General features: G+C 72.1%; 13 protein-coding genes. 11 read left to right on the forward strand and 2 right to left on the reverse strand.

Features of this window, described 5'->3' with window-relative positions; translation table 11 throughout:
• Positions 1–34 precede the first annotated feature (34 nt).
• A complete protein-coding gene (locus tag AC3A3H_RS02410) occupies positions 35–1,237 on the reverse strand; it encodes a mechanosensitive ion channel family protein (protein WP_487612946.1) in 1,203 nt (400 codons plus the stop codon).
• Positions 1,238–1,488: 251 nt separating this feature from the next.
• On the opposite strand from AC3A3H_RS02410, the gene AC3A3H_RS02415 reads away from it, so the two are divergent.
• From AC3A3H_RS02415 to AC3A3H_RS02450, 8 genes are all read left to right on the forward strand, one after another.
• The gene (locus tag AC3A3H_RS02415; protein WP_487612947.1) at positions 1,489–2,484 is read left to right on the forward strand and encodes an SDR family oxidoreductase; all 996 of its coding nucleotides are present in this window, start codon (positions 1,489–1,491) and stop codon (positions 2,482–2,484) included.
• 167 nt (positions 2,485–2,651) lie between these two features.
• Entirely contained in the window at positions 2,652–3,800 is a 1,149-nt protein-coding gene (locus tag AC3A3H_RS02420) for an ROK family transcriptional regulator (RefSeq protein WP_487612948.1), read from the forward strand.
• A gap of 70 nt (positions 3,801–3,870) precedes the next feature.
• Positions 3,871–5,202 (forward strand): ABC transporter substrate-binding protein, encoded by a 1,332-nt coding sequence (locus tag AC3A3H_RS02425; protein WP_487612949.1) that lies wholly within the window; start codon positions 3,871–3,873, stop codon positions 5,200–5,202.
• A 4-nt stretch (positions 5,203–5,206) separates the two neighbouring features.
• Positions 5,207–6,190 (forward strand): carbohydrate ABC transporter permease, encoded by a 984-nt coding sequence (locus AC3A3H_RS02430; protein WP_487612950.1) that lies wholly within the window; start codon positions 5,207–5,209, stop codon positions 6,188–6,190.
• Complete coding sequence (locus tag AC3A3H_RS02435) at positions 6,187–7,092, forward strand: carbohydrate ABC transporter permease (RefSeq protein WP_487612951.1); 906 nt, start codon at positions 6,187–6,189, stop codon at positions 7,090–7,092. Before AC3A3H_RS02430 ends, AC3A3H_RS02435 begins: the two co-directional genes overlap by 4 nt.
• A gap of 3 nt (positions 7,093–7,095) precedes the next feature.
• On the forward strand, positions 7,096–8,355 hold the full coding sequence (locus tag AC3A3H_RS02440) for a 6-phospho-beta-glucosidase (protein WP_487612952.1): 1,260 nt from the start codon (positions 7,096–7,098) through the stop codon (positions 8,353–8,355).
• The gene (locus tag AC3A3H_RS02445; protein WP_487612953.1) at positions 8,352–9,356 is read left to right on the forward strand and encodes an N-acetylglucosamine kinase; all 1,005 of its coding nucleotides are present in this window, start codon (positions 8,352–8,354) and stop codon (positions 9,354–9,356) included. The genes AC3A3H_RS02440 and AC3A3H_RS02445 overlap by 4 nt, the downstream gene beginning before the upstream one ends.
• Positions 9,353–10,012, forward strand: a complete 660-nt coding sequence (locus AC3A3H_RS02450; protein ID WP_487612981.1) for a protein-L-isoaspartate(D-aspartate) O-methyltransferase — start codon at positions 9,353–9,355, stop codon at positions 10,010–10,012. Before AC3A3H_RS02445 ends, AC3A3H_RS02450 begins: the two co-directional genes overlap by 4 nt.
• A gap of 16 nt (positions 10,013–10,028) precedes the next feature.
• Here AC3A3H_RS02450 and AC3A3H_RS02455 read toward each other — a convergent pair whose 3' ends face one another.
• Positions 10,029–10,784 carry a gamma-glutamyl-gamma-aminobutyrate hydrolase family protein gene (locus AC3A3H_RS02455; RefSeq protein WP_487612954.1) on the reverse strand — a complete coding sequence of 252 codons (756 nt, stop codon included), beginning with the start codon at positions 10,782–10,784 and terminating at the stop codon, positions 10,029–10,031.
• A 126-nt stretch (positions 10,785–10,910) separates the two neighbouring features.
• Between AC3A3H_RS02455 and AC3A3H_RS02460 the strand changes: the two genes are divergently transcribed.
• The 3 genes from AC3A3H_RS02460 to AC3A3H_RS02470 are packed head-to-tail and all read left to right on the forward strand — an operon-like array spanning position 10,911 to position 13,176.
• The gene (locus AC3A3H_RS02460; RefSeq protein WP_487612955.1) at positions 10,911–11,579 is read left to right on the forward strand and encodes a TPM domain-containing protein; all 669 of its coding nucleotides are present in this window, start codon (positions 10,911–10,913) and stop codon (positions 11,577–11,579) included.
• The gene (locus AC3A3H_RS02465) at positions 11,576–12,223 is read left to right on the forward strand and encodes an NADPH-dependent F420 reductase (protein WP_487612956.1); all 648 of its coding nucleotides are present in this window, start codon (positions 11,576–11,578) and stop codon (positions 12,221–12,223) included. The genes AC3A3H_RS02460 and AC3A3H_RS02465 overlap by 4 nt, the downstream gene beginning before the upstream one ends.
• On the forward strand, positions 12,220–13,176 hold the full coding sequence (locus AC3A3H_RS02470) for an arginase family protein (protein WP_487612957.1): 957 nt from the start codon (positions 12,220–12,222) through the stop codon (positions 13,174–13,176). The genes AC3A3H_RS02465 and AC3A3H_RS02470 overlap by 4 nt, the downstream gene beginning before the upstream one ends.
• Positions 13,177–13,190: the final 14 nt, after the last annotated feature.

Raw genomic sequence — 13,190 nt, forward strand, 5'->3', positions numbered from 1 at the left:
GTGGGGTGGGTGGGCGGCGTAGGTGGGGTGGGGGTCAGTTGGGGGCGGGGTTGGTGGGGTCGGGGGTGGGGTCGGGAAGCGTGGGGATGCTGTCGGTGAACTGCGAGGCGCGCTGCTCGTTCTCGGGGGTGCCGCCGAAGAGGCGGCCCTCGCCCTCCTGAGCGGTGCGGGCGCGGGCGCTCGGCAGCTGCGGCTCCGGGGCCTCCACCCGTTCGACGCGCACGCGCGGCAAAGCGGCGTCGGAGTAGCGCTGCATCCAGTCGATCAGCCGTTCGCGCACGTGGCAGCGGAGGTCGAACAGCGTCGGCGCGTCCTTGCCGGTGACCAGCACGCGCACCCGCACCCAGCCCTGCACCGCGTCGGTCACCTGCAGCACACCGGTGCGGCCGTCCCACAGGTCGGTGGCGGCCAGGATGCGCTGCAGCTCGGCGCGCATCCCGGACGGCGACACCCGCCAGTCGAGGTCGAACTCCACCGAGCCGAGCAGCTCGCTGTGCTGGCGCGTCCAGTTCTCGAACGGCTTCGTCGTGAAGTAGGTCGACGGCAGCACCAGTCGCCGGTCGTCCCAGATGTGCACGACCACATAGGTCAGGGTGATCTCCTCGATGGTCCCCCACTGCTGCTCGACCACGACCACGTCGTCGATCCGGATCGCGTCGCTGAAGGCGAGCTGGATGCCGGCGAACAGGTTCGCCAGGCTCGACTGCGCGGCGACGCCGGCGATCACCCCGATGATCCCCGCCGACGCGAGCAGGCTGGCGCCCGCGGCCTGCAGCACCGGGAACGTCAGCAGGATGGCGGCGAGCCCGATCACGACGGCCGCGACGACCGTGAGCCGCCGCAGCACCAGCACCTGCGTGCGCACCCGGCGGGCGTACCGGTTGTCCGGCACGTCCACCCGGTAGCGGACCAGCCCGAGGTCCTCGACGAACACCACGAGCGCCGCCAGGAACCACGTGCCGGTGGCGATGGCGAGGATCAGGAAGGTGTGGTGGATGGCCTCGGTCGCGTCCGGCGGCACCTCCGGCGGGAGGGTCAGCGCGACCGCGATCCACAGCACCACGACGGCGAGGAACAGGCGGAACGGCACCCGCGCCCGCTTGACGAGCACAGCGGGCCATTGGCGTCGGCGGCCCACCCCGCGCAGGATCACGCCGACGATCGCCGTCGCCACGACGGCCAGGACGATCGCGATGAGGCACGCGATGACGAGGGAGGGCCAGGTTCGCAGTTGCACGACGGGTGAACTCCTTGGCGTTGTCGGCCGGGTGGACGACCTGCACTGTACGCGGGGAGCGGCGGGACCTTAACCTCGCGACCCGCGGGCGCGTTAGTCTGGGTCGTCCGCGCTAGTCTGAGTTGTCCCTGCGGCAGGGTCGTCCCGGCACATCCGGTACGGCGGCTCGGGCAGTACGGACAGGGGGGCGCGGCCGGTTCCGGCCGCCGATCCGCGCGGTGACAGGCCGGCGACGATGCGAGGAGCAGGGGATGGCAGCGACACGGACACTCTTCATCGGCGGAACCGGGGTCATCAGCTCCGCGTGCGTCGCACGGGCCCTCGACCAGGGTCACGAGGTGACCGTCGTGAACCGCGGGAACAGCGACCTGCGCCCGCTGCCCGACGGCGTCGAGGTGCTGCACGCGGACATCCGCGACGCGGACAGCGTGCACCGCGTGCTCGGCGAACGCAGCTTCGACGTCGCGGCCGAGTTCCTCGCCTTCACGCCGGAGCACATCCGCACCGACTTCGACCTGTTCGAGGGCAGGGTCGGGCAGTACGTGTTCATCTCGTCCGCGTCCGCCTATCAGACGCCGCCGTCGCGGATGCCCGTGACCGAGTCCACGCCGCTGCGCAACCCGTTCTGGCAGTACTCCCGCGACAAGATCGCCTGCGAGGACCTCCTGGTGGAGGCGTACCGCGAGCGCGGCTTCCCGATCACGATCGTGCGCCCGTCGCACACCTACGACCGGACGCTGATCCCGACCAGCGGGCACTGGACCGACCTGGAGCGCATGCGCCGCGGCGCCCCCGTGGTGGTGCACGGCGACGGCACGAGCCGCTGGACCATTACGCACAACACGGACTTCGCGGTCGCGTTCGTCGGCCTCCTCGGCCGCCCGGAGGCCGTCGGCGACTCCTTCCACATCACCTCGGACGAGGCGCCCACCTGGGACCAGATCTACTGCTACCTCGCGGAGGCGCTCGGCGTGGAGGCCGAGCTCGTCCACGTCGCGAGCGAGACGATCGCGGCCGTGATCCCGGACCTCGGCCCCGGCCTCCTCGGCGACAAGGCGCACTCGATGCACTTCGACAACGCCAAGGTGAAGGCGCTCGTGCCCGAGTACCAGGCCACCGTGACCTTCGCGCACGGCGCGGGCGAGATCGTCGACTGGTATCTCGCCGACGCGTCCCGTCAGCGCCTCGACCCCGACCTCGACGAGGCGTTCGACCGTCTCGTGGAGCACGCCCGCTCGGCGGTCTGACCACGCACTCCGGCGTGATCCCCGTCGAGGGGCACGTCGTTGTCGCTTTTGCGCGCCGAATGTGACAACAACGTGCCCCTCTGCGGGGATTTTCGCATCTCGCTTTACTATCAAGAAAGTTTACTGATACATTCTGGCCATCAGATCGTTCCGACGAGGGGATGAGAATGGCCGACCGACCCGTCCGGGGCACTCCGGGGTGGCTCCGCGAGACCAACGACCGCACGGCGCTCGCCCTGCTGCTCGAGCACGGGGTGCTGACGCGCACCAGGATCGGCGAGCTGTCGGGGCTCTCCAAGCCCACGGCCGCGCAGATGGTCTCCCGGCTGGAGACGGCCGGGCTCATCCACGTGGTCGGCGAGGTCTCCGCCGGCCGCGGACCGAACGCCGCCGGCTACGCGGTGCGCACCGACCGGATGCTCGGCGTCGCCGTCGACATCGACGCGACCTCCATCCGCTCGACCATCGTCGACGCCGTCGGCGCAGAGCACCCCATCGCGGTCACCCCGCTCGCCGCCCGGGCGCCGGAGGCCGACCTCCGGCTCGCGATCGACGCCGCCTGCGATGCGGCCTCCGTCGACTCCGCCCGCGTCCGGGCGGTCTGCGTCGGCGTCCAGGGCGCCCTCGACCCGCGGACGGACGAGCTCACCTACATCGAGACCCTCCCCGGCTGGCCGAAGCGGGGCATCCGCCGCCGGCTGGAGGACGCACTCGACATCGCGGTCCACATCGACAACGACGTGAACCTCGCCGCTGTCGCCGAGCGCACCGACGGCGCGGGCACCGAAGCCGGCGGCTTCGCGCTGCTCTGGATGGGCGACGGCCTCGGCCTCGCCGTCGACCAGGCCGGCTCGGTCCACCGCGGCGCCTCGGGCGGCGCGGGCGAGATCGGCTACCTCCCGATCCCGCGATCGGCCGCGGCGCTCGACCCGGAGGCCGCCGACCTCCAGGACCTGATCGGCGGCCCCGCCGTCGAACGACTCGCGACAGCGCACGGCCTGGACGGCGACCTCCAGGGCGACGACGCCGCACGGGACGAGCTCGTAGCCGAGCTGGCCGCGCGCGTCGCCGTCGGCGTCGCCCCCGTGCTCGCCCTGCTCGACCCCGAGCTCGTCGTCCTCGGCGGCCCGACCGGCGCCGCCTGCGGCCCCCGGCTCGCCGAGCTGGTCGCGGCGGAGCTGCGCGACGCCTGGGGCGAGCGCGCCGTCGTCGCCACCGGCGTCCCCACCCATCCCGTCCTCCGCGGCGCACGCGAGCACCTCCTCGGCGAGGTGCGCGAGGCGCTCTTCGACGAAGTGTCGCGCATCGCCGTCTGAGGCGACGCCGGCACCTCCGCACCACACCGTCCACCCGAACATCACGAGAAGGATCAGCGAGGAACCACCCGTGAAACACCGTCATCTCATCGCAGCCGCCGCGGTCGCCGCGGCCGCGGCGCTCACCCTGGCCGGCTGCTCCGGCGGGTCCAGCGGCGCGTCTTTCCAGGACAGCACGCCGTCCGACCTGTCGGGCACCGTCTCGTTCTGGCACTTCTTCTCCGACCGGGAGGCCAAGGTCATCCAGTCGGTCGTCGACGACTTCGAGAAGAAGTACCCCAAGATCAAGGTCGACGTGCACTCCGGCCAGGACGACGAGAAGCTGCAGAAGGCCATCGCCACCGGCAGCAAGGTCGACGTCGGGCTCTCGTACTCGACCGACATCGTCGGCAACTTCTGCTCGAACGGCGCGTTCCGGTCGCTCAACAAGGTGATCGAGCGCGACAAGGTCGACATGAGCCAGTTCAGCGACACCGTGAAGTCGTACACGGAGTTCAAGGGCAACCGCTGCGCGATGCCGATGCTCGCGGACGTCTACGGCCTCTACTACAACAAGAAGCTCCTCCAGGCGGCCGGCTTCAGCGAGGCGCCCAAGACACTCGGCGAACTGGAGTCGATGGCCGACAAGCTGACGACGTTCAACGCCGACGGCTCGATCAAGACCCTCGGCTTCAACCCGACGATGGGCTGGTACGAGAACTCGGCAGCCCACTACGGCCCGGCCGCCGGAGCGGAGTGGCTGAAGGCCGACGGCACCAGCGCGATCTCCTCCTCCCCCGGCTGGAAGGAGCTGATCGAGTGGCAGAAGGCCTACGTCGACAAGATCGGCTGGGACAAGCTCAACGCCTTCACCTCGGGCCTCGGCCAGGAGTTCTCCGCCGACAACGCATTCCAGACCGGCCAGGTGGCGATGAACCTGGACGGTGAGTACCGCACCGCGTTCATCGACGACCAGGCCAAGGGGCTCGACTACGGCACGGCGCCGTTCCCGACCGCCGACGACCACACCGAGCTCTACGGCGGCGGGTACATCACCGGCAACATCATCGGCATCTCGAAGGGCTCCAAGCAGCCCGAACTGGCCTGGGCGCTGCTGAAGTACCTCACCACCGACACCGACGCGGTCGTGAAGCTCGCCAACGGCCTGAAGAACGTGCCCACCACGAAGGACGCGCTCGCCTCGCCCCAGCTGGAGGTCTCGCCGCAGTTCAAGACGTTCCTCGACATCTCCTCGAACAAGAACGTCATGACCACACCGGCCAGCCCGCTCGGGGCCGGCTACCAGAACACCTTCCAGGACTGGTGGAACAAGTACCAGAGCCAGGGCGGAGACATCGACGCCGGGCTGAAGTCGGTCGACAAGCAGATCAACGACGCCCTCGCCCTCTCGACGGGTCCGTGAGCTCGTGACCGTCACGGCTCGAAGCGCGGGGCGGGCGACCGCCCGCCCCGCGCGGCCCTCCCGCAGCCGGCGGCGCCGCAACCTGGTGACGCTGGCCCTGCTCGCGCCGGCGCTGCTGGGGCTCGCGATCTTCTTCGTCTACCCGCTCATCGCCTCGGTCTACTACTCGTTCACCCGGTTCGACCTGGTGTCGCCCCCGCAGTGGATCGGCCTGCGCAACTACCAGTACCTGTTCACGCAGGACCCGAACGTGTGGCTCGCCACCCTGAACACGCTGTGGTTCGTGGTGATCTGGGTGCCGGTGAAGACCGGGTTCGCGCTCATCGTCGCCGGCCTCCTCGCCCGCGCGCGCCGGGCGTCCGGCCTCTGGCGAACGGTCTTCTACCTGCCGGCGCTGGTGCCGCCGGTCGCGAGCGTCGTCGCGTTCGTGTTCCTCTTCAACCCGGGGACCGGCCCGGTCAACCAGGTGCTCGCCTGGTTCGGGATCAAGGGGCCGCTGTGGTTCAACGACCCGGCCTGGTCGAAGCCGTCGCTCGTGCTGCTCGGGGTGTGGGTGATGGGCGACATCATGATCATCCTGCTCGCATCGCTGCTCGATGTGCCGCGCGAGCAGTACGAGGCGGCCTCCCTCGACGGCGCCGGCGGCCTCCAGAAGGTCCGCTACGTCACGCTGCCGAGCATCTCGCCCGTGCTGCTGTTCGCCGTGGTCACCGGCGTGATCGCCGCGATCCAGTACTTCACGGAGGCCGCGGTCGCCTCCTCGGTGGCCAGCGGCAAGGCCGTGGTCGGCGAGGGGATCGGCAACACCCTCGGGTACCCCGACGGCTCGCTGCTCACCTACACGCAGTGGCTGTACGTGCGCGGGTTCGGCACCTACCAGCTCGGCTACGCGTCCGCCCTCGCCGTGCTGCTGTTCGTCGTCGCGGCGCTCATCCTCGTCCTGCTGCTGCGGCGCTTCAAGGCGTTCACCCCGGAAGGCGCACAATGACGTCCGCAACCCTCACCCCGGAGACGGCAGCGTCTCCCGCCCCCGCGCAGCGGAGGATCCGCAGCCCGCGCTCGCTCCGCGCCCGCCGGGTGCTCGGCTGGATCGCGGAGCACGCCGTTCTCATCGTGCTCGCCGTGCTGTTCGTCTCCCCCGTCGTGTTCGTGCTGCTCACCTCGCTGATGTCGAGCTCGCAGACCCTCACGGCGTCGCTCTGGCCGCAGCCGTTCGTCTGGAGCAACTACGTCACCGTCTTCACGACCGTGCCGCTGGCGCAGTGGTTCGCGAACTCGGCGATGTACGCGCTCCTGGCCACGGCCTTCATGCTGATCTCGTCGGTCCCGGCCGCGTACGCGCTGGCCAAGATCCGGTTCCGCGGCTCCGGCGTGCTGTTCACCGCGATCATCGTCGCGATGCTGCTGCCGCCGCAGGTGACCGCGATCCCGATCTACGTGCTGTGGTCGCAGCTCGGCCTGACCGGGACGCTGTGGCCGCTCATCCTGCCGAACCTGCTGGGCGACGCGTTCTCGATCTTCCTGCTGCGCCAGTTCTTCCTGACCATCCCGCCGGAGTACTCGGACGCGGCGCGCATCGACGGCAACGGGGAGTTCGGGGTGCTCTGGCGGGTCGTCCTGCCGATGGCCAAGCCCGGGATCGCGGCGACCGCCATCTTCATGTTCTTCAACTCCTGGAACGACTACTACGGCCCGCTGCTCTACACCTCGGAGAACCCGGCCGCCTGGCCGGTCGCATACGGACTGGCGTCGTTCCGCGGCGTCCACGGCACCGACTGGGGGCTCACGATGGCGATGACCATGCTCGTGACCGTGCCCGTCGTGGTCATCTTCTTCTTCGCCCAACGCGTGTTCGTGGAGGGCATCACACTCACCGGCGTGAAGGGATAGCTCGTGAAACTGGCCGTTGTGGGCGGAGGCTCCACGTACACCCCCGAACTCGTGGACGGGTTCGCCCGGCTGCGCGACCTGCTGCCGATCGAGGAGCTCTGGCTCGTCGACACCGACCCGGAGCGGCTCCGGCTGGTCGGCGGCATGAGCGAACGGATGTTCCGCGCGGCGGGACATCCCGGGCGGATCGTGCCGACCTCCGACCTGGTCGCCGGCGTCGCCGACGCCGACGCCGTGCTCCTCCAGCTCCGCGTCGGAGGCCAGGCCGCCCGGCACGGGGACGAGACGTTCCCGCACGCGTGCGGCTGCATCGGGCAGGAGACCACCGGCCCCGGCGGCTTCGCCAAGGCGCTGCGGACCGTGCCCGTAGTCCTCTCAGTGGCGGACGCTGTGCGGAGGCACGCCAAGCCGGGCGCGTGGATCGTCGACTTCACCAACCCGGTCGGCATCGTGACGCGCGCACTCCTGCAGGAGGGCCACCGCGCGGTCGGGCTCTGCAACGTCGCGATCGGCTTCCAGCGCCGGTTCGCCGGCCTGCTCGGGGTCGCGCCGGGCGATGTCGCGCTCGGGCACGTCGGCCTCAACCACCTCACCTGGGAGCGGTCGGTCACTGTCGGCGGCCGGGACGTCCTCCCGGATCTCCTGGGCGCCCACCTCCCGCAGCTCGCCGAGGAGATCGAGCTGCCGGCCTCCCTGATCCGCCTGCTCGGGAACGTGCCGAGCTACTACCTGCGCTACTACTACGCCCACGACGAGGTGCTCCGCGAGCAGCTCGACGCCCCCACCCGGGCGGAGGCCGTGCAGCGGGTGGAGCGCGAGCTCCTGGAGCTGTACGCCGACCCGTCCGTCGACACGAAGCCCGAGCAGCTCGCCCAGCGCGGCGGGGCGTTCTACTCGGAGGCGGCGGTCGACCTGCTGGCGTCGCTGACCAGCGACCGCGGCGACGTGCAGGTGGTCAACCTGCGCAACGACGGCACGCTGCCCTTCCTCCCCGACGACCACGTCATCGAGGTGCCCGCCGTCGTCGGCGCGGACGGCGTGCGTGCGGTGGAGGTGCCGGCTCTCGCCGACGACCTCGCCGGACTGATCGGCCATGTCGCCGGCTACGAGCGGCTCGCCCTCGACGCCGCCGTCCACGGGGGACGCGACAGGGTGCTCCGGGCGATGCTCGCCCATCCGCTGGTCGGGCAGTACGACCGCGCGGAGAAGCTCACCGATCTGCTCCTCGCGGAGAACCGGGCGCACCTGGCGTGGGCGCGATGAGCGGGGCGCACGCCGAGGCCTCCCCGATCGTGATCGCCGTCGACGGCGGCGGATCGAAGACCGACGCGGTCGCTCTCGAACTCGACGGGACGGTCGCCGCCACCGTCCGGGGCGCCACCTCCAGCCCGCACCTGATCGGGATGGCCGCGACGGCCGCGCTGGTCGACGAGCTCATCGAGCGGCTGCTGGCCCAGACCGGTCCGCGCCCGATCGCCGCCGCCAACATCTACCTGTCCGGGCTGGACCTCCCGGCCGAGGAGGCCGAGTTCCGCGCGGGGATCGCCGGCTACGCGTGGGCCGACGCGGTGGTCGACAACGACCTGTTCGCGCTGCTGCGCGCCGGGACCAGCGAGCCCGACGCCGTCGCCGTCGTCTGCGGGACCGGCATCAACTGCGTCGGCGTGCGCTCCGACGGCGCTGTGGTGCGCTATCCGTCGCTCGGGATGACCTCCGGCGACTGGGGCGGCGGCTGGCACCTCGGCGAGCAGGCGCTCTGGCACGCCGCGCGCGCGGTGGACGGCCGGGGCTCCGCGACCGCGCTGGTGGAGGCCATCCCGCCGGTCTTCGGGCTGGACGGCATCCGCGCCGTGATCGAGGCACTGCACTTCGGGCGCCTCCCGAGCAGCGACCTCTCCCGCATCGCCCCCGCCGTGCTCGCGGCGTCGCGCACCGGCGACCTGGTGGCGCAGGAGCTGGTGGACCGCCAGGCCGAGGAGATCGTGGTGTTCGCCGTGACGACGCTGCGGCGGCTCGGACTCCTGGACCGCGAGGTGCCGGTCGTGCTGGGCGGCGGCGTGATCGGGTCGCGCGACGAGCGGTTGCTGTCCGGGGTGGAGCGCAGGCTCTCGGCACGCGCTCCGCAGGCGCGCATCCGGCTGGTCACCGCTGCGCCGATCCTCGGCGCCGCCCTGCTGGCCCTGGAGGCCGCCGGCGCGTCGGCAGAGGCGCTGGAGACCGCGACATCCGGCCTTCAGGACCGGCGGGCCGCGGTGGTTCAATAGGCGGTACGAACAGGGAATTCACCGCCGAACGCGAGCGGATGGTCGAGGAGCAGCTCGCCCGCCGCGGAATCGAGGACCAGCGTGTGCTCGATGCGATGCGACGTGTGCCGCGGCACGAGTTCGTCCCGGAGGGCGCGGAGCGGTACGCCTACGAGGACCATCCGATGCCGATCGGCGACGGCCAGACCATCTCCCAGCCGTACATCGTCGCGCTGATGCTGCAGGCGGCGAGGATCGGGCCGGAGGACGCCGTGCTCGACGTCGGGACCGGCTCGGGTTACGCGGCGGCGGTGGCGGCGGAGCTCGGCCACCGCGTGGTCAGCATCGAGCGGCATCCCGACCTCGCGGTGACCGCGGCGGCGACGCTGGAGGCCCTCGGCTACCGGGTGAACGTGGTGACCGGCGACGGGACGCTCGGCTGGCCGGCCGGGGCCCCGTACGACGCGATCGTCGCGGCGGCGACGGGGCCGTCGGTGCCGCGGGCCTGGCCGGAGCAGCTCGCGCCGGGTGGCCGCATCGTGATGCCGGTGGGGCACCCGGGCGGCGCGCAGCACCTGGCCGTCTTCGAGCTCGGCCGCGACGGCGCCCTCCACGAGCGCAACCTCGGGGCCGTGGCGTTCGTGCCGCTCGTCGGCGACGACGGCTGGAAGGCCTGAGCCTCCCCCACCGATCTCAGGAGGCGAGCGAGGCGGCCAGCGAGGCGGCGCGGGCGGGCACGCGCAGGGCGCCCAGGAGCGCCGCGAGCTGGCCCGCGGGGGCGGCGGGGTCCTCGGGATGCCATTGCACGGCGAGGATCGGTGCGGTCTCGTGCTCGATGGCCTCGACGTGGCCGTCCGGCGCACGCCCCGTGACCCGCAGGCCCGAGCCCACGACATCCACCGCCTGGTGGTGCGCGCTCCGGACGGCGACCACCGGGCCGCCGAGCAGCTCCTCCACCCGGCTGTCCGGCTCCAGCAGCACGGGATGCGTGGTGAGCACCTCGGGGATCGGCACGCCGCGCCGCACGTGGCCGGAGTCGCCGAGGTCCTGGATGAGGGTGCCGCCGAGGGCGACGTTGACGATCTGCAGGCCGCGGCAGATCCCGAGCAGCGGCAGGCCGCGCTCGATCGCGCGGTGGACTAGGGCGAGCTGTGCCGCGTCCGCGGTCTCACGGTGCAGGCTCTCGTGCGGGTAGCCTGCCGAGCCGCCGTAGAACCGGGGCGCGATGTCCTCGCCGCCGACGAGGACGACCGCGCCGGCCCGCTCGGTGGCCGCCAGCAGCGCGTCCGTGCCGCTGTCCGCCGCGAGCCGGGAGACGGTCCAGCCGTCGGCCTCGGCCGCGCGGAGCACTCCCCCGACGAGCACCTGCACGTACGCGTGGTACTCCGGATCGCTGCCGCGGAAGCGCGTCGACTCGACGACGGCGAGGGTGCGGGCGGCCGGGGACATGCCAGCCATTCTGCGGCGGCCGCCCGACCGGCGCATCCGGGCGTGCAACAGACCGAAACAGTGACACGGCCGGGAGCGCGCTCCTAGACTCGGCTGGATGACAGGAAAGCTCGGGAGAGTGGGTGAATGTCTGTGCATCGTTCGCTGATCGGGCGTCGCGTGCTCACCGTCTTCCTGCTCGCGCTGGGCGCCGTGGCGGCTCCGCTCGTCCTGTCGGCGCCCGCGGCCCAAGCGGCGAACACGGAGGCACCTGCGGCCCGCACGGAGGCTCCCGTCGACTTCGGCGCCGGGCACGTCGTCGACCAGGCCGGCGTTCTCTCGGACGCCGATGTGGACACGATCGAGGCCGCCTCCGCCGCCCTCCACAAGGACCACGGCATCCGGCTGTACGTCGCGTACGTCGACCGGTTCGGCGACCCGACCGACGCGGAGGACTGGGCCAACGAGACCGCGGCCCGCAACGACCTCGGCCCGACCGACTACCTGCTCGCCGTCGCGACGGACGGCCAGGAGTACTACCTGTCCGGCGACAGCAGCGGCCCGGTCAGCGAACGGGAGCTGACCGCGATCGAGCAGACCCGGCTCGAGCCGAAGCTCCGCACACAGGACTGGACGCCGGCCGCGGTCGCGACGGCGCAGGGCCTCGGCGCCGCGGTCGGCGACAGCGGGGGCGCCGTGATCTTCTGGGTGGTCCTGGCCGTCGTCGTGGTCGGCGGCGCCCTGGCGCTCTGGCTGCTCGCCCGGCGGCGGCGCGGCGCGAAGAAGCGCCTGGAGCAGAAGGAGGGCGTATCGTGACGACACTCGGCCTGGTGGGAGCGGGTCGCATCGGCAGCCAGCTCGCCCGCCTCGGGATCGCCCACGGCTACGACGTGGTGGTGAGCAACTCGCGCGCGCCGGAGTCGCTCGCCGCGCTGGTCGGCGAGCTCGGCCCGCACGCGCGCGCCGGAACCGTGGCGGAGGCCGCGCAGGCCGGCGACATCGTGGTGGTGGCGATCCCGCTGCGCTCCATCGCGGCACTGCCGCCTTCGGCGTTCGCCGGCAAGGTCGTGATCGACACCGGCAACTACTACCCCGCCCGCGACGGCGTCATCGCCGAGCTGGAGGACGGCCGCGAGACCGTGTCGGGGCTGCTGCAGCGCATCCTGCCGCAGGCGCACATCGTCAAGGCGTTCAACCACATCCCGGCGGCGAACCTGACCGCGGACGCCGCGCCTCCCGGGACACCCGGCCGCCGCGCCCTCGCGATCGCGGGCGACGACGACGACGCGAAAGCGCTCGTCTCGGAGCTGCTCGACGAGTTCGGCTTCGACGTGGTCGACCTCGGGCCGCTCGCCGAAGGCTGGCGGTTCGAGCGCGACATGCCCGCCTACGGCCAGCATCTGACCGCCTCCGGCCTGCGCAGCGCGGCCGCGGCGGCGACACGGAAGGAGAGAGGATGAGCCCGGCTTCATTCCTCGTCATACCGCAGTGGCAGGGCTCCGGCTCGTCCAGGGCGATGCGGCTGATCGACGGCGCGGAGGCCATCCGCGGCGACCTCCCGGCGAACGCGACCCACAGCGTGGAGGTGCCGGCGGCGGCGGGCGAGGCGCTCGGCACGGGTGTGCTGCGCTACTCGTCGCTCACCCTGGTGCGCGAGCTCGCTGCGGCGGAGCTCGCGGTGCTGCCGGCCCCCGTCGTGACGATCGGCGGCGACTGCGGCGCCGATCTCGCCGGGGTCCAGCACGCGGTGGCGTCGCACCCGGCCGGATCGGTGGCCGTGGTGTGGTTCGACGCGCACGGCGACCTCAACAACGTGTCGACCTCGCCCTCCGGCGCCTTCCACGGCATGGTCGTGCGGGCGCTCCTCGGCGACGGACCGGACGGCCTCGCCGCGACCGGGGAGGCGCGCCTCCACCACGAGCAACTCGTGCTCGCGGGCACCCGTGCGCTCGACGACGGGGAGTCCGCGTTCGTGGAGCGGACGGGCATCCGCGTGGTCGGGCCCGGCGAGTTCGACGACCCGCAGGCGCTGGTGCGTGCGGTCGAGGCGACGGGCGCGTCGGCGGTCTACCTGCACGTCGACCTCGACGTGCTCGACCCGTCCGCGATGGAGGGCATCGGCTATCCCGAGCCGTTCGGGGTCACGCCGGAGCAGCTCGCCGACGCCATCCGGGCGCTCAGGACCCGGTTCGAACTCGTCGGCGCGGCCGTGACCGAGTTCGCGCCGGAGTCCCCGGAGGCCGCGGGGCGCGACCTGAGCGTGATCCTCCGGGTGCTCGGCAGCCTGACCGCTCCGCTGAAGGGAGCTGCGCCGTCGCAGGGCGCCGACGCCGCGGTCGGTGGAGGTTCCTCCACAGATCCCGGACCGCGCCACCTTTCCACGGATACCGCGCCGCCGGATGACGTCCGCTGATCCCGCCGGTAGCT

This window comes from Leifsonia sp. Soil_N53 (genome assembly GCF_057655165.1).

Excerpts from the sequence above, each read along its gene's own strand:
- AC3A3H_RS02470 (WP_487612957.1), top strand. The coding sequence starts at position 12,220 with ATGAGCCCGGCTTCATTCCTCGTCATACCGCAGTGGCAGGGCTCCGGC.
- AC3A3H_RS02445 (WP_487612953.1), top strand. The coding sequence starts at position 8,352 with ATGAGCGGGGCGCACGCCGAGGCCTCCCCGATCGTGATCGCCGTCGAC.
- AC3A3H_RS02455 (WP_487612954.1), bottom strand. The coding sequence starts at position 10,784 with ATGTCCCCGGCCGCCCGCACCCTCGCCGTCGTCGAGTCGACGCGCTTC.
- AC3A3H_RS02420 (WP_487612948.1), top strand. The coding sequence starts at position 2,652 with ATGGCCGACCGACCCGTCCGGGGCACTCCGGGGTGGCTCCGCGAGACC.
- AC3A3H_RS02415 (WP_487612947.1), top strand. The coding sequence starts at position 1,489 with ATGGCAGCGACACGGACACTCTTCATCGGCGGAACCGGGGTCATCAGC.
- AC3A3H_RS02435 (WP_487612951.1), top strand. The coding sequence starts at position 6,187 with ATGACGTCCGCAACCCTCACCCCGGAGACGGCAGCGTCTCCCGCCCCC.
- AC3A3H_RS02460 (WP_487612955.1), top strand. The coding sequence starts at position 10,911 with ATGTCTGTGCATCGTTCGCTGATCGGGCGTCGCGTGCTCACCGTCTTC.